Origin of the sequence: Donghicola eburneus (assembly GCF_900115865.1) — a bacterium.
Taxonomy (GTDB): domain Bacteria; phylum Pseudomonadota; class Alphaproteobacteria; order Rhodobacterales; family Rhodobacteraceae; genus Donghicola; species Donghicola eburneus.
On the sequence record NZ_FOXY01000005.1, the window covers coordinates 234,534 to 257,252 of the forward strand.

Consider the following 22,719-nt stretch of genomic DNA (forward strand, 5'->3'; position numbering starts at 1 on the left):
GTCCAAGATGTAACCCTTTCACGATGCTGTCAGTTCCCAGACACATCGCATTTCGTTGATTGGTCTTCGCAGAAGTTTTTGCTTACATCCGAAGCAACAAATAAAACGGTGCGGAGTAAGGATGAGACGAATTCTAACAGCTTTGGTGTTTGCCGGGGTCGGGTCGATGGCTGCGGCGCAGTCTTCAACCTCTCCTGTGGTGGTGGAACTTTACACCTCCCAAGGCTGTTCGTCTTGTCCCTCTGCGGATCGGGTGCTGGAAAAACTGTCCTCGCGGGACGATATCCTGCCCCTGTCGCTGCACGTGGATTACTGGGATTACATCGGCTGGGCTGATACCTTTGCCAATCCTGCGTTCACCGAGCGCCAAAAGGTTTACGCTCGGAATATGGGCGAACGGATGATCTATACCCCGCAGATGGTGATCAACGGCGGTGCGCATGTGGTCGGCAATCGGCCCATGGACGTGGCGGACGCTTTGAATTTGGCCAAAGACACGCGCGGGGCAACATCTCTGTCGGTCAAGCTGGATGGCTCAACTCTGCGCATTCAGGCAATGGCGATCGATCCCGCCGGAGCGCCTTATGCGGTGCAATTCGTGACCTATCTGCCCGAGGAAACCGTCAAGATCAAACGCGGCGAGAATGCGGGCAAAGAGGTAACTTACGTGAATGTTGTCAGCGGATGGCAACATGTGGGTGATTGGGACGGGACGGGTGAATTCACCGCCGCCGTTAACACCACACCCGAAGAGGATGAGCATGCCGTCATCCTGCAAAAAGCCAATCAGGGCGAAGTTGTCGCTGCGGCCCGCTTGCGTTGACGCCGCGGCTTCCACCGGCGGTGAACCCAGAACCACTGCTCTGGATGACGATGAATGCGCTGCTCTAGGGCGGATGTCATCGCGCGCGTTTGTTCAACGGGATCGTCATGGGTTAAGGGCGCATCAAACTCTGCGCTGAACGTAAGGCCATCTGGCTGACGTACCCCAAAAAATGGCACCAAAAGCGCCCCTGTTTTGTGTGCTATCTCTGCCGCAGATGTGAGCGTCGGAGCAGGTTTTCCCATGAAATCAATAGGAACGCCGCCACTATCGTAGATATCGAACAGCAAAACGGCCATGCCGCCTTGTTTTAGATGTTTGACCAGCCCCATGGTCCCACGGCGCCCTTGTTCGAACACCGGACCGCTCAGGTCGTGCATATTCTGCGCATAGTGTTCGTTGAAATAGGGGTTCGCGATGGGGCGATATAGACCGCCGATTTGGTAGCCTTGGCGCACGAGCGCGGCGCGAGGGGCTTCGAAATTTCCGAAATGGCCAGTCACGAACAGAAGAGGACGGTTCTCTGCGCGGGCCGCTGCGATCGCCTCTAGTCCGGGGCCAGAGAGCGTGGTTGTCTCGGCGCGTTTCAGCAGATCGCTGACCGAATAATTCTCGATGAAAACGCGGCCAAAATTATCGCATACCCCGTCCGCGATCCGGTTGCGCTCTGCTTCCGGCATGTCGGGCCAAATGTATGCAAGATGGTCCAGCGCCCGCTTGCGGTAGCCCACGCGCGGGGCAATGACCTTGCGCATGAGCCAACCCAGCAGTGCCACGCGCCGTTGATAAGGCAGCGCCAAAGCGGTGCGGATGATCCCGCGCAGGGCGCGGTCCTCGGCCCAGTCGCCCCAAGAACCGGAAGGTGCGGCGTCTGTCTGCTGTGTGCTCATGTCGTCTGGATGCTGCTTTGTGTCTGCGAGTGCAGACATAAGCCGCACGGGCGCTGATCACAAGCTTGGGGCGGATTCCTTACTCTTTGACGTCAGGGATCGGGAGCAGTTCCAGCCCGTTTTCCGCCTGCATCCGCCGGATGACCTTGACCACGCGGGCCATTGCGGTCTCGACCTCTTCGGTGTCGGGGGTCGTGCGTTCACGCGCTTGACTTCGCAGCTGATCAGATAGGCGTTTTGACATGTTCGACAGCATGAACTTCCAAGAACTGATGTCGTTCTCTTCGGTCGCACCAGAGATAATCAGCGCCATATCATCGTCCCCGATGGTGCGCACGACGGCGGGCGCGTCGATGGGTTTCAGGCGGTATTGCAGGTCGGCAAAGGTAAGAATCACGCCGCGCAGGGCGCGTGCGAACTCTGCGTCGTCCTCTTCTATCCCTGTCAGAACCGAATCGCGTGTGTTTGCAGTCGAGACATCCAAAATCTCGCCCAGCCGTTTGGCAGGGGGCTTGGCGAACTCTTTGGGCGGGGCCTGATCGATCTGAGTCGCAAGCGAAACGCCGATCCGGTAGACCGCCTCTGGGGTCACCTGTTCGGTGCGCGACACGGCAAAGGCCACGCGCCGGGCCTGATCGCCCGGCATGCGGGCCAGAATGCCTGCAGCTTTGTCGGTCGGCAGTTTCGACAGCAGGACGGCAGACACCTCTAGGCTTTCGCGTTCAAAGAAACCCATCAGCACATCGGCGTCCAAAGCAGATAGCCGCGCCCACGCATCGCCCTTTTGCCGCACCCCGGCCTCGCGGCGCAGGCGCGCGGCAGTTTCGGGACTCAGCTTGCCATCCAGCGTTTCTAGCGCACCCGCCAGCCCATCGGGAAAGGCCAACCCGATCTGCTCTAGCTCTGACGCGAACTCGCCCAGAACATCAGAGAGTGTGTCGCGATCAATGTAGCGCAGTTGGCCCATGGCTTGGGTCAAGGATTGCTGCAAATCTTCGGGCAGGTCGGTCAGGGGAATGTCCGCGCCTTCTGACAGCAGAAAGCGTACGATGATCGCGGCCTTGTGCCGCCGCTGCAACGGAGCAGCAACGGGGCGTTGAACAGGGGTGATCCGGGCAAGGGGCTGACTGGTCATGGGGTCCTCTATACGGCAGAGGCACCCTAGACTCGCAGGAATGAAGAAAGCTTTACCTTCCGCAGGTTAGTGCAGATTTTGGCTTAGGTGAGGATACTGGGGAATGCGGATCGGGGGAACCAAAGCGGCCATGGTGCGTCGTGTCATGTGCGAGACGCCCCGTTGGCCGTCCAAACGCAGCACGGGCAAGCCCATCCTGTCGAGCCACTTGTTGTGGCAGGCCAGGCTGCGTCCTTTGAATTGGGGGTCGTCATACCGACTGGCCCATCCCATAAAGCATTCGTGCACGAGATACATATCGCCGGTTTCGGTGATCCTGTGCCCGTACCGCCGTGCTTCGCGGGCGCGCAGGCGCTGCATCCGCAGGTCATGGGGCGTGTAGATGAAAATGATCAGGTCCGCGTCTTCGACCAGTTCTTCGCCCCAGCCCATGAGCGATCCGGCAACAATCCAGCCGTTGCGCGGCTGTGCCTTGTGCATCAGATCCAATCGTTCGGGGACGGTGCGCTTTTCGGTGTAGGGGACCTGTGTCGGCTTCCAATAATAGTCGTCAGTGTCCAGAAGCGGAAGATTCAGGACCTTGGACAGGCGGCGCCCTAGAGTTGAAACGCCAGAGCCAGCGGCCCCCGTAATATGAATTCTATAGCCCATGCCGGTAACTCCAGCTGCGACCCCGCCAGAAACAATCGGCTGAAATCGTCACGAAAGGTTATAAGTTTCTATACAAAAGGATAACGCTGTCGCTCGCGTCTCAGCAAGGCCGTTTTTGCACATGCAGAAAGTTTTAATTTACCAGTCATTAAAAAATCCGCCGCAGACAGGCTGCGACGGATCAGAATTTTCAGCGATGTAAAAGGCTTAGCTTTCGCCGAATACGCGCTTGAAGATCGTGTCCACGTGCTTGGTGTGGTAGTCCATGTCGAACTTGGCGTTGATGCCATCTTCACCCAGGGCGGCGACAACCTCGGCGTCGGCCAGCAGCAGCTCGCGGAAGTCAACGCGGTCTTCCCACACCTTCAGCGCGTTGCGCTGGACCATGGAATACGCGTCTTCGCGCGACACGCCCGCTTGGGTCAGAGCCAGCAGAACGCGCTGCGACATCACCAGACCGGGGAACTTGTTCATGTTGTCCAGCATGTTCTGGGGGAACACGAGCATCTTGTCGATCACGCCGGTCAGACGGGCAATCGCGAAGTCCAGAGTGATGGTCGCATCGGGGCCAATCGCGCGCTCGACCGAGCTGTGCGAGATGTCACGCTCGTGCCACAGGGCAACGTTTTCCATCGCGGGGATGACCGACATACGGACCAGACGGGCCAGACCGGTCAGGTTCTCGGTCAGAACTGGGTTCTTTTTGTGGGGCATCGCCGACGAGCCCTTTTGGCCCATCGAGAAGAATTCCGCGCCTTCGAGCACTTCGGTACGCTGCATGTGGCGGATTTCGATGGCGACGTTTTCGATCGAGGACGCAATCACACCCAGCACGGCAAAGAACATGGCGTGACGGTCGCGGGGGATCACCTGCGTGCTGATGGGCTCGGGCTTGAGGCCCAGCTTTTCACAGACGTGCTCTTCGACGCGGGGGTCGATGTTGGCAAAGGTACCAACCGCGCCGCTGATCGCGCCGGTTGCGATCTCTTCGCGGGCGGCCTTCAGGCGGTCAAGGTTGCGGTCCATTTCCGCGTAGAAGCGGGCAAAGGTCAGACCCATGGTGGTCGGCTCTGCGTGGATGCCGTGGCTGCGGCCAACGCGCACGGTGTTCTTGTGCTCCAGCGCACGCTTTTTCAGGGCGGCCAGCAGGCCTTCCATGTCTTTGATCAGGATGTCGCTTGCGCGGACCAGCTGCACGTTCAGGCAGGTGTCCAGAACGTCGGACGAGGTCATGCCCTGGTGGACAAAGCGGGCTTCTTCGGAGCCAACGTGTTCAGCAAGGTGGGTCAGGAACGCGATGACGTCGTGCTTGGTGACGGCTTCGATCTCGTCGATGCGGGCCACGTCGAACTCGACATCCTTGGCTTTCCAGACGGCGTCGGCGTTTTCCTGCGGGATTACACCCAGCTCGGCCTGTGCGTCACAGGCGTGCGCCTCGATCTCGTACCAGATTTTGAACTTGGTGGCGGGTTCCCAGATCTGGGTCATCTCGGGGCGGGAATAGCGGGGGATCATCGGAAGGCCCTTTGCTTTGTCGTTGACAGTTGCGCGCGTCATAGACGGATGCGCGCAAATGAACAAGATAGCCTGCGTTTCCCGCTATTTTTCCAACAGATGCGTTTCCACCACCGAGGTCTGTTTCAAGGTGTCATGCACGGGGCATTTGTCCGCGATTTGCAGCAGGCGCTCGCGCTGTTCGTCTGTCAGATCGCCCAATAGCGTGATCTCGCGGATAAATCGGTCCACGCCCTTGTGCGGCATGGTCGGCATCGATGCATCCTGTGCGTGTACTTTGTCGTGGCGCACGTCGACGCGGATGTGCCGCAGGGGCCAGTTCTTGCGCCGCGCGTACATGCGGATGGTCATTGAGGTACATGCCCCCAGACCGGCAGATAGGAAACCATAGGGCGACATCCCTTGGTCCGTGCCGCCATAAGCCTCTGGCTCGTCGGCCAGAACGTGGTGACGGGGGCCGGCCTGCACGTCGTTCAAAAAACCGCTGGGATCGGCTTCGGAGACGCGGATGATCCCTTCGGGGGCGCCAATGGGCGGCGCTGGTGGTCGCAGGTCCAGATAGCGTTCGGCCCAAGCGGTGATCATGCCCGCCGCATACTCTGCGTCACGCGGGTCGGTCAGCAGGTGGTCTGCGGTGTCGAGCGTCACGTAGCTCTTGGGATGGCGCGCGTATTTGAAAATCTCGGTGGCGTTGGACAGGGGGACCACTTCGTCGAGGGGCGCGTGCAAGACGAGCAGGGCTTTGTCTAGATCGCTGATCTTGTCCTTCAGCGTGGTGGATTCCACGTCGCGCACGAAATCTGCGCCGATACGAATCGCGTGGTCACCGATGAGAACCTCGGCCTCGCCGTTTTCGCGGATTTCGGGCAGCGCGTCTTCGAACTGGCGCGTCACGGACAGAGGGCTGGCAGGCGCGCCGATTGTGGCAATCGCGCGAATGTGGGGCAGGCGGTGGGCGGCGGCCAGAACGGCGGTGCCCCCCAGAGAATGACCGACCAAGAGGCTGGGGGTCATGCCCCGCTCTGCCATATATTCGTTGGCTGCGACCAGATCATCGACGTTGCTGGAAAAGGTGGTTTCTTCGAATGCGCCCTCGGACTGGCCCACGCCAGAGAAGTCAAACCGAAGAACGGCAATCCCGGCAGCGGCCAAACGGCGCGAGATGCGCGTAGCGGCAAGGCTGTCCTTGGTACAGGTAAAGCAGTGGGCAAACACGGCTGTGGCCAGCACGGGTCCGCCCGGTTGCTCCAGTCGCGCGGCCAAGGTGTGTCCCCCGGGTCCGGCGAAGGTGACGCGTTCGGTAGGCATTCATTTTCCCCAGATGTTTCCCTGTAGCTGTGTCAATTTAGGGCAATGGGCAAGGGGAATGACACAAGACTATCGCAAGGGTGATCGAACGGCATCAAAACGGATGAATGGAGTGGCAAGCTAAGCTAGCGTCCGAGGCATGAGCACAGAGATTCTACACAGCGCGATTCCCTATGACATTCGCAAGGGTCTGCCCGGCATCCAGCCCGTGCCAGAGAATGACTGGCTCTGGGTCGATGAATGCTATGGGGCGCAAATGGCCTATCGTGACCAGTTGATCGCTGAGCGCCTTGGCGATGTGCATTATCTAGAAGATGGTGTGCTGGAAGCAGGCCGAGAGTTTCTGTTAACTTTGCTGAGTAAGCTTAAGTCTTTTCAGGATTTTGTGGTTTCGGATGCGCATGTTATCCGCCCCGACGGTGTGCAGGTTCCGATTGATTGGGACCAACCCTTGGTGACCGCAGGCCGACTCGGTCAGGCCGACTACTGCATCCTGCAAAAGCCAGATGGCGCGTCAGAACATTGTCTGACTGGCGCAATCCTGTGCTTTCCGTCCAGCTGGACCCTCTCGGAAAAGGCGGGTCGGCCCCTGATGGCGATCCATGTGCCGATCCCTGAGTATGACGAGAATATTGGTAAGCGGGTGCAGCGTCTGTTTGATGGCGTGCAACCGGGGCGTCCAATCTGGCGCGCCAATGAACTCTGGCACGGCTACGCCAATTTGCACCAACCCAAGTCAGAGAAGGACCCGCGCCGGTCCTACGGGCCCGACGCGCCGTTCTTTCGCTCTGAGCGTCAGGTGATCATGCGACTGCCGGAAACGCGGGCCGTGGTGTTTTCGATCCACACCTTTGTGACCCGCAATCCAAACGCCGCTAGCGCATAATCTCTGCGCCCATGATCGCGATGGCCTGTTGGTAGACCGTGGCCGCGTTCCATTCCTTGATCACTGCAAAGTTGGGCTGACCCTGCTGAAAGCCCGCACCGCGCCGCCAGCCCTTGGACGCAAGGAAATTCGCGGTAGAGGCCAGAGCGTCTGACTGGTTGTAGAAGTCCACGCGCCCGTTCCGATCAATATCCACACCATAGCGTAAGGCGTTTCCGGGCAGGAACTGGGTATGGCCAAGCTCGCCATGTTTCGCGCCTTGGGTCGCGGCGGTGATGGAGCCCATGTCCACTAGTTGCAGAGCGCCAATGGCGTGAGGGATGAAGAAATCGCTACGGCGGCAGTCATAGGCCAACGTTGTGATCGCCGAGACGACCGGCGTGTCGCCCATAAAGCCCCCGAACGCGGTCTCCATCCCGTGGATCGCGATTATCACGCCTGCGGGGACGCCATAGATCTCTTCCAGAGCGCTGTAGAATTTCGCGTCACGGGCCAGTCGTTTGCGTCCTTGTGCGATGATCGTGGCGCTGCCGCGCACCTGCATGAACTTCTCTAGGCTGTATTTGAAGCTCTTTTGATTTCGGTCTGCGGCGATGGTTCCGTTCGAGTATCGCGCCGACGCCAGAGCCTGCAACCCGCGTTGGCCGACACCGGCCCGCTGCGCTGTTTGGGCAAAGGATGCCTTCCACTGTTCAAAGCCTGCCGACGTGTTGCCGCACGCAGCACTGACGGCAGAGCCAGCCAGAATCCCGATCGCGGCCAAGGCCGCAGAGAGTGAAAGTCGCATCGTAAAACCTGTGTGTCTAAAATCCCGCTCAGGGTAGACCCATTCGCCCCAACCACCAAGTAAAGCCCCAGCTCGCAGGCATAGAAAAAGGGCGCCCGTTGCGGGGCGCCCTCGATGCTAAACCCAAGACGGGAATTAGCAGCTGTAGTACAGCTTGTATTCCATCGGGTGGGGAGTGTGCTCGTAGGCGTACACTTCTTCCATCTTCAGGTCGATGTAGCCTTCGATCTGACCTTTGGTGAACACGTCACCGGCCAGCAGGAAGTCCATGTCGGCTGCCAGTTCGTCCAGAGCTTCGCGCAGCGAGCCACAAACGGTGGGGATGCCGGCCAGTTCTTCTGCGGGCAGGTCGTACAGGTTCTTGTCAGACGCTTCGCCAGGATGGATCTTGTTCTTGATACCGTCGAGGCCAGCCATCAGCAGAGCTGCAAAGCACAGGTAGGGGTTCGCCGCGGGATCGGGGAAACGTGCTTCGACGCGCTTCGCCTTGGGCGACTCGGTCCAAGGAATACGAACACAACCCGAGCGGTTGCGTGCCGAGTACGCGCGCAGAACGGGAGCTTCGAAACCGGGAACCAGACGCTTGTACGAGTTGGTTGCAGGGTTGGTGAAGGCGTTCAGAGCTTTCGCGTGCTTCAGGATACCACCGATGAAGTACAGCGCTTCGTCCGACAGGTCAGCGTATTTGTCGCCAGCGAACAGGGGCTTGCCGTCTTTCCAGATCGACATGTTCACGTGCATACCGGAACCGTTGTCACCAGCCATGGGCTTGGGCATGAAGGTTGCGGTCTTGCCGTAGGCGTGCGCGACGTTGTGGATGATGTACTTGTACTTCTGCAGGTTATCGGCCTGCTCGGTCAGCGTTCCGAAGATCAGACCCAGTTCGTGCTGGCTGGTCGCAACTTCGTGGTGGTGCTTGTCCACTTTCATGCCGATCGCCTTCATGGTCGACAGCATTTCAGAACGGATGTCCTGTGCGTCGTCCACGGGGTTAACGGGGAAGTAGCCGCCTTTGTAGTCGGCGCGGTGCGACAGGTTGCCGGTCTCGAACTCTGCGTCGGTGTTCCAGGCTGCGGTTTCCGCATCGATCTGGTAGGACACTTTGTTCGGAGCAACCGAGTAGCGCACGTCGTCGAACAGGAAGAATTCAGCTTCGGGGCCGAAGTACGACACGTCACCGATGCCCGAAGACTTCAGGTAGGCTTCTGCCTTCTGAGCGGTACCACGGGGGTCACGGTCGTAGGCTTCGCCAGTGTCGGGCTCAACGATCGAGCAATGGATCGCGATGGTCTTCTCTGCGTAGAAGGGGTCGATGTAGACCGAATCGGTGTCGGGCATCAGTTTCATGTCCGATGCTTCGATCGACTTCCAGCCTGCGATCGACGAGCCGTCGAACATGAAGCCTTCTTCTAGAAAATCCTCATCGACCAGGTCCGAAACAACAGTCACGTGCTGCAGTTTGCCGCGCGGGTCGGTGAAGCGGATGTCGACATACTGGATGTCTTCATCTGCGATCAGCTTGAGAACTGCATCTTTGCTCATGTTCCCTGTTCCTCTCTAAAGTAGTGGATAGTTTTACAAGGCGGCTGAAATTACAGCGCGTCCTGGTTCGTTTCGCCGGTCCGGATACGGATTGCGTGCTCAACGGGGCTGACGAAGATTTTGCCGTCACCGATTTTGTCGGTCTTGGCAGCATTGATGATCGCTTCGATGGCTGCGTCCACCTGATCGGCGGGCAGGACAACTTCGATCTTCACTTTGGGCAGGAAGTCCACGACATACTCTGCGCCGCGGTAGAGTTCGGTGTGGCCTTTCTGACGGCCAAACCCTTTGACCTCGATCACCGAGAGGCCCTGGACACCAACCTCTTGCAGAGCTTCTTTCACTTCGTCGAGCTTGAAGGGTTTGATGATCGCTTCGATTTTTTTCATAGCCGGCCTCCTCGTGTCGGGTTGCGTCACTTCAGATCATTTCTGTTTCCGCTCCACAATCGGATAGATTACTCTAGCCAAGCGCGTTGCAGCCGAATTTATAGGCGGGTGTAAAAAATGTGCAAGCTGGCTGTATTTTGTGCAGTTTGAAAACTTTTGGGTGAATTGATGGGCGAAATTCTGACCTCTGCACAAATGCGCGCCAAAGAAAAAAGGGTGATGCAGGCTGGCGAGGTCACTGGCCTTGGGTTGATGGAGCGCGCTGGCCAAGGCGTTCTGGACGAGACTTTCCGCAAATTTCCGGACTTGGATAAATGCAAAGCTCACGCAGTTGTGCTGTGCGGGCCGGGCAACAATGGCGGCGATGGATTCGTGATCGCCCGTGGGCTGTTTGAGCGCGGCTGGAAGGTCGAGGTTTTCTTTTGGGGCAAGGCCGAGAAGCTATCTGACGATGCGCGGCAGATGCATGATGCATGGGCTGCTTTGGGTCCGATACATTCGATGACGCCTCAGAGCGCAGGGCAGGGTGAGCGCCCGACATTATTGTTCGATGCCATGTTCGGGATCGGGATCAGCCGTCCCATTCCGATAGAGTGCGCTTTGTCCTTCCATGCGGTGTGTGATCGGGCATCTGGTGACAAAAAGGTGATCTGCATCGCTGTAGATTGCCCGTCCGGCGTGGACGTGGACACGGGCGCGACGCTTTTGCGTGACGATCCGAGTCGCGCCAACGGCGACACTGACCCGCGGAAGATCGCCGAGCGGACAGATCTATGCGTCACCTTTCACGCGCCGAAATTGGGGCATTGCTTGGCAGAGTTGGGGCGGCATCCCGTCGCCGTTGTGGATATCGGTTTGGACGCCGTGCCTGCGGATGCGGTCATTCCTCCGGATGGCGTGACGCGTTCGATCCCGCCTGTTGCGCCGGAAACTTGGCTCAAAGAGGTCACGGGTTTGGGCCGTGGGGGGCATAAGTATACGCGCGGTCACGCCCTGATTTTGGCAGGCGGTGTTGGTAAAGGTGGCGCGGGCCGAATGGCCGCGCGGGCGGCGCTGCGCACGGGCGCTGGCTTGGTCACGTTAGGGGTGCCGTCAGAGGCACTGGCGGAGAATGCAGCGCACCTGAACGCCATTATGTTGACCGAGATTTCCAGCGCCAAAGACGTGTCTCAGGCATTGGAAGACACGCGCTTGTCTTCGGTCTGTCTGGGGCCGGGCCTTGGTGTCGGGATGGAAACGCGCGACAGAGTGCTCGCGGTGCTACGGGCGACGGCCTCGGACGGGCGGCGCGCTGTTCTGGACGCCGATGCGCTCAGCAGTTTTGCCGATGCACCAGAGGTCATGTTCGAGGCGTGTCATGAAAACGTGGTGATCACCCCGCACGAAGGCGAGTTTGCGCGGCTCTTTCCCGATCTCGCGGAAAAGGTGCGGATCTCGGATCCGTCCAAACAGGGGCTCGGGAAAGTCGAAGCGACGAAACTCGCGGCAGAGCGACTCGGGGCGACGGTCTTGCTGAAAGGCGAAGCGACCGTTCTGGCGGATCAGCGCGGGGCCAGTGCCATCCACTCCGCGCTGCATGATCGGGCGGTCCCGTGGCTGGGAACAGCGGGGGCAGGCGATGTGCTGGCGGGGATAATTGCGGGGCTCACCGCGCATCAGGTGGCAGCAACCAGTGCCATGATCGATCTGGCCGCCGCCGCAGTTTGGCTTCATGCGCAGGCTGCGCGAAGCTTTGGGCCGGGCCTCATCGCAGAGGATTTGCCGGAGCAGTTGCCAAAAGTCTTTAGAGAGTGCGGGTTCTAAGGGCGCTCGCCGCTAGCGATCAAAGGACGGGGCAGTACAGTTCCAGCCCGTCTGCATAGATGATGTGATCAGTGTCGAAGCGCAGGCGATAGAACACACGCTTGGCGACAGGTAGGGACTTCAGGAATTCACCATCTTCCAGACGGCCTACGCGCATCAACGCCTGCTTCTGACCAGTCAACGCCTGAGCGCGCCAGTCTCGAATCAGGATTTTCTGGTTGGCGGGCAGGTCGGTGTCGTGTTCGGGGCGGTCGTGACCCAGACTTCCGGCGCGAATGCGGACGACATCACAATCGCTTTCAAATTTCTCGATTCGGCGCAGCACAGACATGCCCGCGTCACGGGTGATGATCCTTGCTCCTTCGCTCAGGGCTTCGACGGCGATGGCACCCATCGCGGTCAGAACCTGAGTGCCCGAGGTAATGCCCAAGCTCACATTGGCCATATCATCTGCGATCAGTGCGCTTTGCGTCGTCGGAAACATATCCACCTCGTATCTCACCACGGAGATACCTTCCGCGACATGTCTTAAGAAAACGTCCAAACGGGGCGAAATTAAGGCGCGGTAAAAAAAATTCATTTTGCCTCTCGCCACCGCTGAAACGCTTTGCTAGAGAGCAGTCCTCGGATGCGGGTGTGGCGAAATTGGTAGACGCACCAGATTTAGGTTCTGGCGCCGCGAGGCGTGGGGGTTCAAGTCCCTCCACCCGCACCACTGAGAATACTTCCTAAAAATCAACTGATTAAAGTGTGGGCTTCTCTACACATCGGTTTCATTTGACCAATCGTGTCTCGAACCCGTTACACTGGTCCTGCGGCAAGCACGACAGAGGAGCGCGCAGGATGGAAGAGCTGGAGACCAAATATGTCACGCCCCTGACCGAGGCCGTGACAGGGCTCTTGGACTATTTGTGGACCTTCGGGATTCAGTTGTTCACGCCCATCCAGTTCATCGCAATCTTCGTAGCCTTGTTCGTGGCGCTGGTGCTGCATCGTTTGGTGCGGCGCGTGATCAAAACTGTCGCAGAAACGACCGAAGGCCGTCTGACCCGCCGCGCTTTGGCAACGGCCGGGGCGATTAGCCTGCCGATCGGTTGGGTGATCGGGCTGTGGATTGCGATGGGGGCGCTGAGTGCTTTTGGCCAGCCGATAACGATGGTCCGGCTGTTCGCAAGCCTGATCAACGCGTGGATCATTATCCGGATTCTGACAACGCTGCTGCCCTCTAACTCCTTTGCCAATCTGGTCAGTTGGACCATCTGGGCTGTGGCGGCGTTGAATGCGGTTGGGCTGCTGGACCCGACGATCCTATGGCTCGATTCGATCAAGTTTTCGTCCAAACAGCTGAACATTTCGCTGTGGACGGCCATTCAGGGCCTGATTGTCAGCTCCATGCTCTTGTGGGTGGCCTATCATTCGTCCGGCTTCATTGCGCGGCGGCTCGAGGCGGCGACGACACTTTCCCCCACAGCTCAGGTGCTTCTGTCCAAGGTTCTGGGCATCGTTCTGATGGTCGTGGCGGTGCTCGTCGGGATGCAGGTGGTCGGGATCGACCTGATGGCCTTTGCTGTATTTTCCGGTGCGCTGGGTCTGGGGGTTGGTCTGGGCATGCAGCGGACGGTGGCAAACTTTGTCGCCGGATTTACCATGCTTGCAGACCGCTCGATCAAACCGGGGGATGTGATCGAGATTCAAACCGGCGAGGGGCCCACCTATGGCGTGGTCAAAGCGCTGGCGGGGCGCTACGTGTCTGTTCGGACGCGGTCGGGGACGGAAACGCTGATCCCCAATGAAATCCTGATCTCTAATCCTGTGACGAACTGGTCTTTTTCGGACAAGCGCGTGCGCAGGGCCGTCCCGATTGGCGTCGCGTATTCCACCGATTTAGAAAAGGCGATGGCCCTCGCGATCGAAGGGGCGCAAGCCTGTCCGCGTGTGCTGAAGCTGCCCGCGCCGATTTGCCTGATCAGAGGGTTCGGCGATTCCAGTGTTGATCTGGAACTGCGGTTTTGGATTTCAGACCCAGAGGGCGGGGTGGCGAATATCACCAGCGAAGTGCTCTTGCAGATCTGGAAGCGCTTTCGCGAGCATGGCATCGAAATCCCGTTCCCGCAGCGCGAGATCACGATCAAGAACCCACCCGCGCCAGAGGTAGAGGCGCCGCAAACGCCGGAATAAGCCCACAATCGCGCCGAGTCGGATGGTTCCGCTGACAAATACGCCTTGCGCGCATCGTTTGTCCGCCTTAGAACGCGCCAAACCGATCCGGCGGGCGTGGCCCGCCCTAATTTCTATGGGGAAACGTATGCAGGTCACCGAGACGCTGAACGAAGGTCTGAAGCGCGGTTATGCGATCACCGTCACCGCAGCCGAGCTGGAAGCCAAGGTCAACGAAAAGCTGACCGAGGCGCAGCCTGAGATCGAAATGAAGGGCTTCCGCAAAGGTAAAGTCCCGATGGCTCTGCTGAAAAAGCAGTTCGGCCAGCGCGTTCTGGGCGAAGCGATGCAGGAAGCCATCGACGGCGCGATGAACGAGCACTTCGAAAAGTCGGGCGACCGTCCCGCGGCCCAGCCTGAGGTCAAAATGACCAATGACGACTGGAAAGAAGGCGACGACGTTGCGGTCGAAATGACCTACGAAAAGCTGCCCGAGATTCCCGAAGTCGACCTGTCGGGCGTTAAGCTCGAGAAGCTGGTTGTCAAAGCAGACGACGAGCAGGTCAACGAGACTCTGGAAAGCCTGGCGAAGAACGCACAGGACTTTGACGCGCGCGAAGAAGGCGCAGCGGCAGAGGACGGCGACCAGATCGTATTCGACTTCTTGGGTAAAGTTGACGGCGAAGCCTTTGAGGGCGGCGCAGCAGAAGACTACCCGCTGGTTCTGGGCTCGAACAGCTTCATCCCCGGCTTCGAAGAGCAGCTGGTTGGCGTGAAAGCCGGCGAAGAAAAAGACGTCACCGTCTCCTTCCCCGAAGAGTACGGCGCAGAGCACCTGGCTGGCAAAGAAGCTGTCTTCGAGTGCAAGATCAAAGAAGTCAAAGCGCCCAAGGCCGCTGAGATCGACGATGAGCTGGCCAAGAAGTACGGTGCCGAAGATCTGGAAGGTCTGAAGACCCAGATCCGTGAGCGTCTGGAAGCCGACTACGCGAACACCGCGCGTCAGGTCACCAAGCGCAAGCTGCTGGACGCTCTGGACGGTCTGGTCTCGTTCGACCTGCCCCCGAGCCTCGTTGAAGCCGAAGCCAAGCAGATCGCGCACCAGCTGTGGCACGAAGATAACCCCGAGGTTCAGGGCCACGATCACGGCGAGATCGAGACCACCGAAGAGCACACCAAGCTGGCCGAGCGCCGCGTGCGTCTGGGTCTGCTGCTGGCCGAAATCGGCAACAAAGCAGAAGTCGAAGTAACTGATCAGGAAATGACCCAAGCGGTTATGGCGCAGGCGCGTCAGTACCCCGGTCAAGAGCGCCAGTTCTTCGAATTCATCCAGCAGAACCCGCAGATGCAGCAGCAGCTGCGCGCGCCGATCTTTGAAGACAAGGTTGTCGACCACATCGTCGATCAGGCCGAAGTCACCGAGAAAGAGATCAGCAAAGACGAGCTGAAAGAAGCTGTCGACGCGCTGGAAGAAGAAATCGCATAAGCTGCGGTTCCTTTGACAGGATTTCGGGCCGTCCCAGTTGGGGCGGCCTTTTCTTTTGTGCTACCGCTGCGTGGTTGGCGGGTGGATTGATTTGAGTATTTTTACAAAGCAGAAAGAGGCGGGGATGGCGCAGTTTGATGTGCGTGTGGCGTCCATTGAGGACGCCGAGCGGATTGCTGAAATTCATGTGGCCTGCTGGTACGAGACCTATCGGAGTTTGCTGCCGGATCATTTTCTGGATCAGATGACTGTCGCGGACCGCGCGGACATGTGGCGCGGTGTTTTTGCGGCCTTTGATGCGAGAGCTTTTGGTCAGTGTGCTGTGTTGGAGTTGGATGGAGAGGCCGTTGGATTTGCGGGATACTGCGCGCAGCGGGACGAGGCTTTGAAAGCGCAAGGCTTTGGCGGAGAGATCACAGCTGTGTACGTGCGCCGCGCGAACCAAGGGCAGGGCGCAGGGCGGCTCTTGATGCGTTGGTGTGCAGAGTCGTTGGTAGCTGCGGGAGTTCAGGGCGCTGCGTTGTGGGCACTACGAGAAAACGCGCCGGCACGAGGATTCTACGAGCGTTTGGGTGGGGAGATTTGCGGCGAGGCCGAAGAAACCCGCGATGGGGCCGTTTTGACGTCGGTTGCCTATGGTTGGGCGGATGTATCCGTGCTGGCCATCCAATAAAAAACGCCGCGCAGGTGGGCTGCGCGGCGTCGCTTCGGGATTTGGAATAGGCGCGAGGCCTTATTCCGAAGCTGTCTCTTCTTCGTCGTCCGAAGCTGCCGAGCCGAGGTCGTCGAACAGCTGCGAGACTTCGAAGTCTGCTGCTGCTTCCTCTTCGGCTGCCAGTTCTTGGATCGACTTGCCCGATGCCTGCAGTTCAGCTTCTTCGTTCGAACGAGCGACGTTCAGCTGAATGGTTGCTTCGACTTCGGGGTGCAGGACAACGTGTACGTCGTGCAGACCAAGGTACTTGATCGGTGCCGACAGAACGACCTGCTTGCGGTCAACGGTGAAACCAGCTTCGGTGGCTGCGTCTGCGGCGTCACGGGTGGTGACCGAACCGTAGAGAGCACCCGCGTCCGACGCGGCGCGAATCACGATGAACTGCTGGCCATCCAGCTTTTCAGACAGCGATTCTGCTTCTTTTTTGGTTTCGAGGTTGTTTGCTTCCAGCTGGGCTTTACGCTCTTCGAAAGCAGCGATGTTTGCTTTCGATGCGGTCATGGCCTTCTGCTGGGGCAGCAGGTAGTTGCGGGCATAGCCGGGCTTTACGTCGACGACTTCGCCCATCTGGCCAAGCTTGGCCACGCGCTCGAGAAGGATAACTTGCATATCAGTGTCTCCTTATTTCACAGCGTAGGGCAGCAGAGCGAGGAAGCGGGCGCGCTTGATAGCACGAGCCAGTTCACGCTGCTTCTTTGCCGAAACGGCAGTGATGCGCGAGGGAACGATTTTGCCGCGCTCAGAGATGTAGCGCTGCAGAAGACGGGTGTCTTTGTAATCGATCTTGGGTGCGTTGTCGCCCGAGAAGGGGCACACTTTGCGACGGCGGAAAAACGGTTTGGTAGCCATGGTTTAGATCCCTTTCCTAATCCGCTTAGCGACGCTCGCGGCGGTCACCGCGATCACCGCGCTCTTCGCGCTTTTGCATCTGGATCGACGGACCTTCGGCGTGCTCGTCAACCTTGATGGTCATGACGCGCATGACGTCGTCATGCAGGCGCATCAGGCGTTCCATTTCCTGAACCGCTGCCGAGGGGGCGTTGGTGCGCAGGAAAGCGTAGTGGCCTTTGCGGTTCTTGTTGATCTTGTACGCCATGGTTTTGACGCCCCAGTATTCACTGGCTACGATGGCACCACCATTGTCGGACAGAACGGTCGAGAAGTGTTCGATCAGGCCTTCGGCCTGTGCGCCGGACAAGTCCTGACGCGCGATAAAGACATGCTCATAGAGAGCCATGTGTTATCTCCAGTCATTTTCAGCGAGCTTCATAGGGCGGGTTATTCCTTCGCCCCACCCACGAGAGGTCACGCGGTTCACGAAATTTGCGAAGGAAGCGCTCATATACACGAGTTCGGGAAAAACACAAGCCGCGCAGGGCCATTTGTGCTGGGTGGGGTGATTGCGCCGGAAATGGCAACAATGGGGCGAAATGCGCCGGAAATTACCCCATGAGTGCCCAATTCTCGCCCTGACCCTTAAGGCATTGTAAATGCATATATTACCGAGGGAACAGGTAAATGGTTGCACTGAACGAAAAGCCTGGTGCACAGGCAAGCGGGCATCCGTGGCAGAGCGGAAATGTCCATGTAGAGCCCACAATATGGGGCTATGTTGTCCACTGCGTGTCGGCGGGTGAGAGATTGATGCCAGTTTTGCGGGTTGCGACTGCAATGCTTGGGATCATTGTTATCACCATGGCGATTGGATTGTGGTTCGTCCCGACGCGCTACTTGGGCGAGGAAACGCTACTGGTCAAACTCGTGACCTCTGGCATGGGGTTTTATGGTGGCTTGATGCTGGTCCAAGCGGCGCAAGCGGTCACCCATCCCGAAGTGCAACTGGATATGCAGCGCCGCGAAGTGCGCATTATCGAGCGGTCGTCCCATGGGGCAACGCGGCTGATGGCCTGTCACAGCTTTTCGACGCTGTCTGATATTCGCGTGGAAAACGGCGTACTTTTGGCCTTTGATCGCGCGGACGAAGAGGTGCTGCGGGTCCGCCTGAATGCTGAAATGGACCGTGCCCAGATCGAGCGTCGCTTGCGCCGCGAGGTGTTTGGTCAGCGGGGCTGAAACGCCACCTGCGCACACAGGCATAGGCCGATTGTTCGAATTCACACAGAACATGTTGAACCAACACGGATTGTCCGGAGCGCCGCTTCGGACAATTTGTTGTGGTGTAACGCAACACCCCTCTGGAGAGCGAAATGAAGAATACCCTGATTGCAGCCCTGGTCGCCACTACAGCAGCTTCCGCAGCATACGCAGCCCCCGAAAAGTACACTCTGGACCCCAGCCACAGCCAGATCGTGTTCAACTACAACCACCTCGGGTTCTCGACCACCTATGGCATGTACTCGGGTTTCGAAGGCGAAATCATGTTTGACGCCGAAGCGCCCGCAGACAGCTCGGTCACCGTGTCGTTCCCGACCGACACCCTGATCACTGGCTGGGACGAGCGCACCCAGCACTTCCTGACCGGCGACTTCTTTGGTGCAGAAGAGAGCCCCGAGATCTCGTTTACCTCGACCGGCATCGAAGTCACTGGCGAGAAAACTGGTGAGATCACTGGCGACCTGACCATCAATGGCGTGACCAAGTCGATCGTTCTGGACGCAGAGATGACCCAGATGGGCGATCACCCGATGGCGAACAAGCCTTGGGTTGGCTTTAACGCGACCACCACCGTTGTGCGCAGCGAGTTCGACATGGGTCAGTTCGCACCCTACGTCAGCGACGAAGTCGAAGTCTTCATCTCGATCGAGGCGATGAAAGCCGAGTAATCGCTGAACAGCGAACCGGTTCAAGAAATGAAAAAGGCGGTCAGAGTTCTGACCGCCTTTCTTTGTGTTTGGCCGTGTGGGCCGAGGGGTTATTCCCCCTCGGCGGCGCGGGTGGCCGTCAGGTTGATTGCCACATCGACCGAATACCCCAGCGAGCCTTCGTCGGTCATGCTGTCGCCCACATGGTAGTTTCGGCGGTCCAAAGTGACGGTGCCATTCACGGTTGCGGTGTCGCCGTCGATGGTCAGGTCAAAGGGCATGGTGATCGGTTGCTCGTAGCCTTTGATCGTCAGGGTGCCCTCGGCTGTGTTGCCCTCGGCGGTCGAGATCAGGTCAGCGGTGAAGGTCGCGGTCGGATGCTCTTCGACATTGAAGTAGTCGGGGCCCATGGCTTGGTCCGTGACGGTGCCCAAGGTCAAAGAGGGGATCGAGATGGTGACCTCGGCTTGGCCTTTGACATCAGTCTCTGCGGTTTCGTCGTAGCTGATCGACGCGGTCCAATCAGCGAACGATCCTGTGACGGAGGATCCCATCTGCTGCACGGTGATCGCGATGTCACCTTCGGTTACGGTCCAATCGGTCTCAACTTCGGCCAATGCTGCGCCTTCGGTGCGTTCAGGCTGCGCGAACAGGCCAAGCCCGGCACCCGTGCCCAGCGCGGCGGCCCAAATCACGAGCGCAACGAACAGAGGCGCAAAGACACTGTGCTTGTCTTCGAGTGGACCCGTCGCGGGATAGCCCGGCAGCATGCGCAGAAGGGTTGCGTCACGGTCGATGAAGTGGTGCTTTAGTGCGCCAAGGACGTGGGCGATGATCGTGAACATCAGCACTTTTTCAAAAATCCCGTGCAGCACAGAGAAGGTATGCGAAAGGTCCGGCGATTTGGGGATGAAGGGCAGGGACTGGCCAAAGGGCCACCAGATCGGCGCGTAGCCTTCGGCACTGGCGTGGTGAATCCAACCGGTCAGCGGCACCAAGATCAGCGAGCCATAGAGCAGCCAGTGCGCGGTTTCGGCCAAAAGAGATTCGACTGGCTTGTCCCCGTTCATCAGGGCGGGCTTGGGTTGGGTCAGCGCCCACAGGATGCGTAGGAGAGCCACAAAGAACACTGTGACCCCCAGCGTTTTGTGCAAAGAGAAAAGCCACGCCTTCTGGGCCAGCTGTTCCGAGGTCTCGAATGGGGCATCGGTTGCAATGATCCCGAGGGGAATCAGCGTGAGGATGAGAAGCGCGACGAGCCAGTGGAAGGTTTTGGCTACGGCGCCGTAGTGGGTGGCGTTGTTGCTGAGGGGCATTGAAAAGTCCTGAACGTCAAATGAGGAGGGGTCCGCTTGGCAGAATAGCGTATGGGCAGTTTGCCACAATCTGTGCGCTTGCACAGAGTTTGTGCCCTGCGCTTGTGGGTTTGGGCTGGACCGTCTAGACCTGTCGCAACTTTTTTAAAACGGAGAACTCCATGACACGCGCTTTCGTGTTTCCGGGGCAGGGCGCTCAGACCATTGGAATGGGCAAGGCACTGGCCGAGGCATATCCTGCTTCTAAGGCTGTTTTTGACGAAGTCGACGAGGCTCTGGGCGAGAATCTGTCCGGTTTGATCTGGGAGGGGGACATCGAAACCCTGACCATGACTGCCAACGCTCAGCCTGCGCTGATGGCGACGTCGCTGGCGGCAATGCGCGCGCTGGAAGCCGAAGGTGTGGCAATGACCGACGCGGCGTTCGTGGCGGGCCACTCGCTGGGGGAATACTCGGCGTTGGCGGCCGCGGGTTCGCTGTCTGTTGCAGATTGTGCGCGCCTGCTGCGTCTGCGCGGCGATGCAATGCAGCAAGCTGTTCCTGTCGGCGAGGGCGCGATGGCGGCTCTGCTGGGTCTGGACTTCGAGACGGCTGCTGCTGTGGCGGCGGCGGCTGCCGAGGGTCAGGTCTGTCAGGCGGCAAACGACAACGATCCCAGTCAGGTTGTGATTTCAGGTGACAAGGCCGCCGTCGAGCGTGCCTGCGACATCGCCAAGGAAAAGGGCGCCAAGCGCGCGCTGCTGCTGCCCGTCAGCGCACCTTTCCATTGTGCGCTGATGCAGCCTGCGGCGGACAAAATGGCGGCAGCTCTGGCCGAGGTCGAGATCAAGAACCCAGCTGTTCCACTGGTCGCCAACGTGCGTGCCGAGGCTGTGACCGAGGGCACCTTGATCCGCAACCTGCTGGTCGAGCAGGTCACCGGCAGCGTGCGCTGGCGCGAGAGCGTCGCGTGGATGGCAGCGAATGGCGTGACCGAGATTTGGGAAATCGGTGCGGGCAAGGCGCTGAGCGGGATGATCAAGCGGATCGACCGGTCTGTGGCGACCAAAGCCGTTGGCACCCCCGACGACGTAAAAGCGGCTGTAGCGGCCGAGTGATTGAGGGCGGCGCCGGGGGCTGTGCGCCCCCGAACCCCCGCAGGGTATTTGGACCAAGAAAGAGATTGGTTCCGAGAGAAGGATGAACGACATGTTTGATTTGACCGGCAAGAATGTTCTGGTGACCGGCGCTTCGGGTGGGATCGGTGGCGAGATCGCAAAATCGCTGCACGCGGCGGGCGCGACCGTTGGCCTGAGCGGCACCCGTGTGGAGCCCTTGGAAGCGCTGGCGGCGGAACTGGGCGAGCGCGCCCATGTGCTGCCCTGTAACCTGAGCGATGCCGAAGCGGTTGACGCGCTACCCAAGCAGGCGGCCGAGGCTATGGGCTCTGTCGATATTCTGGTGAACAACGCGGGCATCACCCGTGATAACCTGTTCATGCGGATGTCGGACGACGAGTGGGCGCAGGTTCTGGAAGTGAACCTGACCTCGACCTTCCGTCTGTGCCGCGGCGTGCTGCGCGGGATGATGAAGGCCCGTTGGGGTCGCATCATCAACATCAGCTCGATTGTTGGCGCGACTGGCAACCCCGGACAGGGCAACTATGCGGCCGCCAAAGCGGGTATGGTCGGGATGTCCAAGTCGCTGGCCTATGAGGTTGCGGCGCGCGGCATTACGGTGAATGCGATTGCACCCGGCTTCATTGCGACTGCGATGACCGACAAGCTGAACGACAAGCAGAAAGAGGGCATCCTGACCCAGATTCCTGCGGGCCGTATGGGCAACCCCGAAGAGATCGCAGCTGCAACGCTGTATCTGGCGAGCAACGAGGCTGGTTATGTCACCGGCACCACCCTGCACGTCAACGGCGGGATGGCCATGCTGTAAGGTTCCCTAGAGGGACTTGTGGAAAGCGTTTGCGTTGCCTGAGTGATGTGCTATAGGCGGCGCAGATTTTAGCCGAGGGTGCCATTGGCGCGTCGGCTGTTCGCTCTGCGGTAGATGCCGTAGGGTCAAGAGCCGCCCGGTTGGGCAGAGACGTCCACCCCTCGGGGCGCGGGCAACAAACGGGCAAAAGCCCAGTAGAAGTGATGAGGAATTGACATGAGCGATGTCGCAGAACGCGTAAAGAAGATCGTTGTAGAGCACCTCGGTGTTGACGAAGACAAAGTCAGCGAAGGTGCTTCGTTCATCGACGATCTGGGCGCAGACAGCCTTGACACCGTTGAGCTGGTCATGGCGTTCGAAGAAGAGTTCGGCATCGAGATCCCCGATGACGCAGCCGAAAACATCCAGACCTTCGGCGACGCGGTCAAGTTCATCTCGGAAAACCAGTAATTTCCGACTGACTTACGTATAGCGAAAGCGGCGTTCCTGATGGGAGCGCCGCTTTTGTTTTGCGCGGTGGGGAATTTCGCGATTCGACGGGGTGGCGCTTTCAAGCGCTCTGAACGCGGAAATCCACCGGCGGAACGGGGCGCAAATGGCCCGCAGAATGCGCCAAGCCCTTGCCCCC

General features: G+C 59.1%; 24 protein-coding genes and 1 tRNA gene. 12 read left to right on the forward strand and 13 right to left on the reverse strand.

Annotated features, from left to right (window positions below):
• The first annotated feature begins 121 nt into the window (after positions 1-121).
• A complete protein-coding gene (locus BM225_RS10895; RefSeq protein WP_072706608.1) occupies positions 122-823 on the forward strand; it encodes a DUF1223 domain-containing protein in 702 nt (233 codons plus the stop codon).
• Here the strand turns inward: BM225_RS10895 and BM225_RS10900 are convergent.
• The 5 genes from BM225_RS10900 to BM225_RS10920 form a co-directional block, all read right to left on the reverse strand.
• Positions 787-1,713: a lysophospholipid acyltransferase family protein gene (locus BM225_RS10900; protein ID WP_072706607.1), complete on the reverse strand. Its 927-nt coding sequence runs from the start codon at positions 1,711-1,713 to the stop codon at positions 787-789. The two genes, BM225_RS10895 and BM225_RS10900, sit on opposite strands and share 37 nt — an antisense overlap.
• 79 nt (positions 1,714-1,792) lie before the next feature.
• Positions 1,793-2,848, reverse strand: coding sequence for a FliG C-terminal domain-containing protein (locus BM225_RS10905; RefSeq protein WP_072706606.1), 1,056 nt, complete (start codon positions 2,846-2,848; stop codon positions 1,793-1,795).
• A gap of 66 nt (positions 2,849-2,914) precedes the next feature.
• Positions 2,915-3,499, reverse strand: a complete 585-nt coding sequence (locus tag BM225_RS10910) for a P-loop NTPase family protein (RefSeq protein ID WP_072706605.1) — start codon at positions 3,497-3,499, stop codon at positions 2,915-2,917.
• 207 nt (positions 3,500-3,706) lie between these two features.
• Positions 3,707-5,014 carry an adenylosuccinate lyase gene (gene purB, locus BM225_RS10915; RefSeq protein WP_072706712.1) on the reverse strand — a complete coding sequence of 436 codons (1,308 nt, stop codon included), beginning with the start codon at positions 5,012-5,014 and terminating at the stop codon, positions 3,707-3,709.
• 84 nt (positions 5,015-5,098) lie between these two features.
• Positions 5,099-6,322, reverse strand: coding sequence for a bifunctional alpha/beta hydrolase/OsmC family protein (locus BM225_RS10920; RefSeq protein WP_072706604.1), 1,224 nt, complete (start codon positions 6,320-6,322; stop codon positions 5,099-5,101).
• A 139-nt stretch (positions 6,323-6,461) separates the two neighbouring features.
• On the opposite strand from BM225_RS10920, the gene BM225_RS10925 reads away from it, so the two are divergent.
• Positions 6,462-7,208, forward strand: coding sequence for a heme-dependent oxidative N-demethylase family protein (locus tag BM225_RS10925; RefSeq protein ID WP_072706603.1), 747 nt, complete (start codon positions 6,462-6,464; stop codon positions 7,206-7,208).
• Here the strand turns inward: BM225_RS10925 and BM225_RS10930 are convergent.
• The 3 genes from BM225_RS10930 to BM225_RS10940 all read right to left on the reverse strand — a co-directional run bounded on the left by BM225_RS10930 (position 7,198) and on the right by BM225_RS10940 (position 9,926).
• Positions 7,198-7,995 (reverse strand): lytic murein transglycosylase, encoded by a 798-nt coding sequence (locus tag BM225_RS10930; protein WP_072706602.1) that lies wholly within the window; start codon positions 7,993-7,995, stop codon positions 7,198-7,200. The two genes, BM225_RS10925 and BM225_RS10930, sit on opposite strands and share 11 nt — an antisense overlap.
• A gap of 135 nt (positions 7,996-8,130) precedes the next feature.
• The gene (gene glnA / locus BM225_RS10935; RefSeq protein WP_072706601.1) at positions 8,131-9,537 is read right to left on the reverse strand and encodes a type I glutamate--ammonia ligase; all 1,407 of its coding nucleotides are present in this window, start codon (positions 9,535-9,537) and stop codon (positions 8,131-8,133) included.
• 50 nt (positions 9,538-9,587) lie between these two features.
• Complete coding sequence (locus BM225_RS10940; protein ID WP_072706600.1) at positions 9,588-9,926, reverse strand: P-II family nitrogen regulator; 339 nt, start codon at positions 9,924-9,926, stop codon at positions 9,588-9,590.
• A 168-nt stretch (positions 9,927-10,094) separates the two neighbouring features.
• Here BM225_RS10940 and BM225_RS10945 point away from each other — a divergent pair, with 168 nt between their 5' ends.
• A complete protein-coding gene (locus tag BM225_RS10945) occupies positions 10,095-11,729 on the forward strand; it encodes an NAD(P)H-hydrate dehydratase (protein ID WP_092464373.1) in 1,635 nt (544 codons plus the stop codon).
• Between the two features lie 19 nt (positions 11,730-11,748).
• On the opposite strand, the gene BM225_RS10950 is transcribed toward BM225_RS10945, so the two are convergent.
• Entirely contained in the window at positions 11,749-12,213 is a 465-nt protein-coding gene (locus BM225_RS10950; RefSeq protein WP_072706711.1) for a Hint domain-containing protein, read from the reverse strand.
• A 146-nt stretch (positions 12,214-12,359) separates the two neighbouring features.
• Here BM225_RS10950 and BM225_RS10955 point away from each other — a divergent pair.
• The 4 genes from BM225_RS10955 (at position 12,360) to BM225_RS10970 (ending at position 16,045) form a co-directional block, all read left to right on the forward strand.
• Positions 12,360-12,444: transfer RNA gene (locus tag BM225_RS10955), tRNA-Leu, on the forward strand.
• Between the two features lie 128 nt (positions 12,445-12,572).
• A complete protein-coding gene (locus BM225_RS10960) occupies positions 12,573-13,907 on the forward strand; it encodes a mechanosensitive ion channel family protein (RefSeq protein ID WP_072706598.1) in 1,335 nt (444 codons plus the stop codon).
• A 127-nt stretch (positions 13,908-14,034) separates the two neighbouring features.
• Positions 14,035-15,372 carry a trigger factor gene (tig, locus tag BM225_RS10965; protein ID WP_092464375.1) on the forward strand — a complete coding sequence of 446 codons (1,338 nt, stop codon included), beginning with the start codon at positions 14,035-14,037 and terminating at the stop codon, positions 15,370-15,372.
• Positions 15,373-15,463: 91 nt separating this feature from the next.
• Positions 15,464-16,045, forward strand: coding sequence for a GNAT family N-acetyltransferase (locus tag BM225_RS10970; RefSeq protein WP_143095371.1), 582 nt, complete (start codon positions 15,464-15,466; stop codon positions 16,043-16,045).
• Between the two features lie 60 nt (positions 16,046-16,105).
• Here the strand turns inward: BM225_RS10970 and rplI are convergent, their stop codons facing one another.
• From rplI to rpsF, 3 genes are read right to left on the reverse strand one after another with little or no spacing between them, the layout of a single operon-like run.
• Positions 16,106-16,696 (reverse strand): 50S ribosomal protein L9, encoded by a 591-nt coding sequence (gene rplI, locus BM225_RS10975; RefSeq protein WP_072706595.1) that lies wholly within the window; start codon positions 16,694-16,696, stop codon positions 16,106-16,108.
• Between the two features lie 12 nt (positions 16,697-16,708).
• A complete protein-coding gene (rpsR, locus tag BM225_RS10980; RefSeq protein WP_013961325.1) occupies positions 16,709-16,936 on the reverse strand; it encodes a 30S ribosomal protein S18 in 228 nt (75 codons plus the stop codon).
• 25 nt (positions 16,937-16,961) lie between these two features.
• Positions 16,962-17,324, reverse strand: a complete 363-nt coding sequence (rpsF, locus tag BM225_RS10985; protein ID WP_072706594.1) for a 30S ribosomal protein S6 — start codon at positions 17,322-17,324, stop codon at positions 16,962-16,964.
• A gap of 281 nt (positions 17,325-17,605) precedes the next feature.
• On the opposite strand from rpsF, the gene BM225_RS10990 reads away from it, so the two are divergent.
• Together BM225_RS10990 and BM225_RS10995 are read left to right on the forward strand one after the other, a co-directional pair.
• Entirely contained in the window at positions 17,606-18,160 is a 555-nt protein-coding gene (locus tag BM225_RS10990; protein WP_072706593.1) for a hypothetical protein, read from the forward strand.
• Positions 18,161-18,294: 134 nt separating this feature from the next.
• Positions 18,295-18,870, forward strand: coding sequence for a YceI family protein (locus tag BM225_RS10995; protein WP_072706592.1), 576 nt, complete (start codon positions 18,295-18,297; stop codon positions 18,868-18,870).
• 89 nt (positions 18,871-18,959) lie between these two features.
• Here BM225_RS10995 and BM225_RS11000 read toward each other — a convergent pair whose 3' ends face one another.
• A complete protein-coding gene (locus tag BM225_RS11000) occupies positions 18,960-20,165 on the reverse strand; it encodes a cytochrome b/b6 domain-containing protein (protein WP_072706591.1) in 1,206 nt (401 codons plus the stop codon).
• Between the two features lie 161 nt (positions 20,166-20,326).
• On the opposite strand from BM225_RS11000, the gene fabD reads away from it, so the two are divergent.
• The 3 genes from fabD to BM225_RS11015 all read left to right on the forward strand — a co-directional run bounded on the left by fabD (position 20,327) and on the right by BM225_RS11015 (position 22,541).
• Entirely contained in the window at positions 20,327-21,262 is a 936-nt protein-coding gene (gene fabD, locus BM225_RS11005) for an ACP S-malonyltransferase (RefSeq protein WP_072706590.1), read from the forward strand.
• Between the two features lie 91 nt (positions 21,263-21,353).
• On the forward strand, positions 21,354-22,091 hold the full coding sequence (fabG, locus tag BM225_RS11010; RefSeq protein WP_072706589.1) for a 3-oxoacyl-ACP reductase FabG: 738 nt from the start codon (positions 21,354-21,356) through the stop codon (positions 22,089-22,091).
• A 216-nt stretch (positions 22,092-22,307) separates the two neighbouring features.
• Complete coding sequence (locus BM225_RS11015; RefSeq protein WP_072706588.1) at positions 22,308-22,541, forward strand: acyl carrier protein; 234 nt, start codon at positions 22,308-22,310, stop codon at positions 22,539-22,541.
• Positions 22,542-22,719 lie beyond the last annotated feature (178 nt).

Coding starts and splice junctions, on each gene's coding strand:
- BM225_RS10895 (WP_072706608.1), top strand. CDS start 122: ATGAGACGAATTCTAACAGCTTTGGTGTTTGCCGGGGTCGGGTCGATG.
- BM225_RS10900 (WP_072706607.1), bottom strand. CDS start 1,713: ATGAGCACACAGCAGACAGACGCCGCACCTTCCGGTTCTTGGGGCGAC.
- BM225_RS10905 (WP_072706606.1), bottom strand. CDS start 2,848: ATGACCAGTCAGCCCCTTGCCCGGATCACCCCTGTTCAACGCCCCGTT.
- BM225_RS10910 (WP_072706605.1), bottom strand. CDS start 3,499: ATGGGCTATAGAATTCATATTACGGGGGCCGCTGGCTCTGGCGTTTCA.
- purB (WP_072706712.1), bottom strand. CDS start 5,014: ATGATCCCCCGCTATTCCCGCCCCGAGATGACCCAGATCTGGGAACCC.
- BM225_RS10920 (WP_072706604.1), bottom strand. CDS start 6,322: ATGCCTACCGAACGCGTCACCTTCGCCGGACCCGGGGGACACACCTTG.
- BM225_RS10925 (WP_072706603.1), top strand. CDS start 6,462: ATGAGCACAGAGATTCTACACAGCGCGATTCCCTATGACATTCGCAAG.
- BM225_RS10930 (WP_072706602.1), bottom strand. CDS start 7,995: ATGCGACTTTCACTCTCTGCGGCCTTGGCCGCGATCGGGATTCTGGCT.
- glnA (WP_072706601.1), bottom strand. CDS start 9,537: ATGAGCAAAGATGCAGTTCTCAAGCTGATCGCAGATGAAGACATCCAG.
- BM225_RS10940 (WP_072706600.1), bottom strand. CDS start 9,926: ATGAAAAAAATCGAAGCGATCATCAAACCCTTCAAGCTCGACGAAGTG.
- BM225_RS10945 (WP_092464373.1), top strand. CDS start 10,095: ATGGGCGAAATTCTGACCTCTGCACAAATGCGCGCCAAAGAAAAAAGG.
- BM225_RS10950 (WP_072706711.1), bottom strand. CDS start 12,213: ATGTTTCCGACGACGCAAAGCGCACTGATCGCAGATGATATGGCCAAT.
- BM225_RS10960 (WP_072706598.1), top strand. CDS start 12,573: ATGGAAGAGCTGGAGACCAAATATGTCACGCCCCTGACCGAGGCCGTG.
- tig (WP_092464375.1), top strand. CDS start 14,035: ATGCAGGTCACCGAGACGCTGAACGAAGGTCTGAAGCGCGGTTATGCG.
- rplI (WP_072706595.1), bottom strand. CDS start 16,696: ATGCAAGTTATCCTTCTCGAGCGCGTGGCCAAGCTTGGCCAGATGGGC.
- rpsR (WP_013961325.1), bottom strand. CDS start 16,936: ATGGCTACCAAACCGTTTTTCCGCCGTCGCAAAGTGTGCCCCTTCTCG.
- rpsF (WP_072706594.1), bottom strand. CDS start 17,324: ATGGCTCTCTATGAGCATGTCTTTATCGCGCGTCAGGACTTGTCCGGC.
- BM225_RS10990 (WP_072706593.1), top strand. CDS start 17,606: ATGGTTGCACTGAACGAAAAGCCTGGTGCACAGGCAAGCGGGCATCCG.
- BM225_RS10995 (WP_072706592.1), top strand. CDS start 18,295: ATGAAGAATACCCTGATTGCAGCCCTGGTCGCCACTACAGCAGCTTCC.
- BM225_RS11000 (WP_072706591.1), bottom strand. CDS start 20,165: ATGCCCCTCAGCAACAACGCCACCCACTACGGCGCCGTAGCCAAAACC.
- fabD (WP_072706590.1), top strand. CDS start 20,327: ATGACACGCGCTTTCGTGTTTCCGGGGCAGGGCGCTCAGACCATTGGA.
- fabG (WP_072706589.1), top strand. CDS start 21,354: ATGTTTGATTTGACCGGCAAGAATGTTCTGGTGACCGGCGCTTCGGGT.
- BM225_RS11015 (WP_072706588.1), top strand. CDS start 22,308: ATGAGCGATGTCGCAGAACGCGTAAAGAAGATCGTTGTAGAGCACCTC.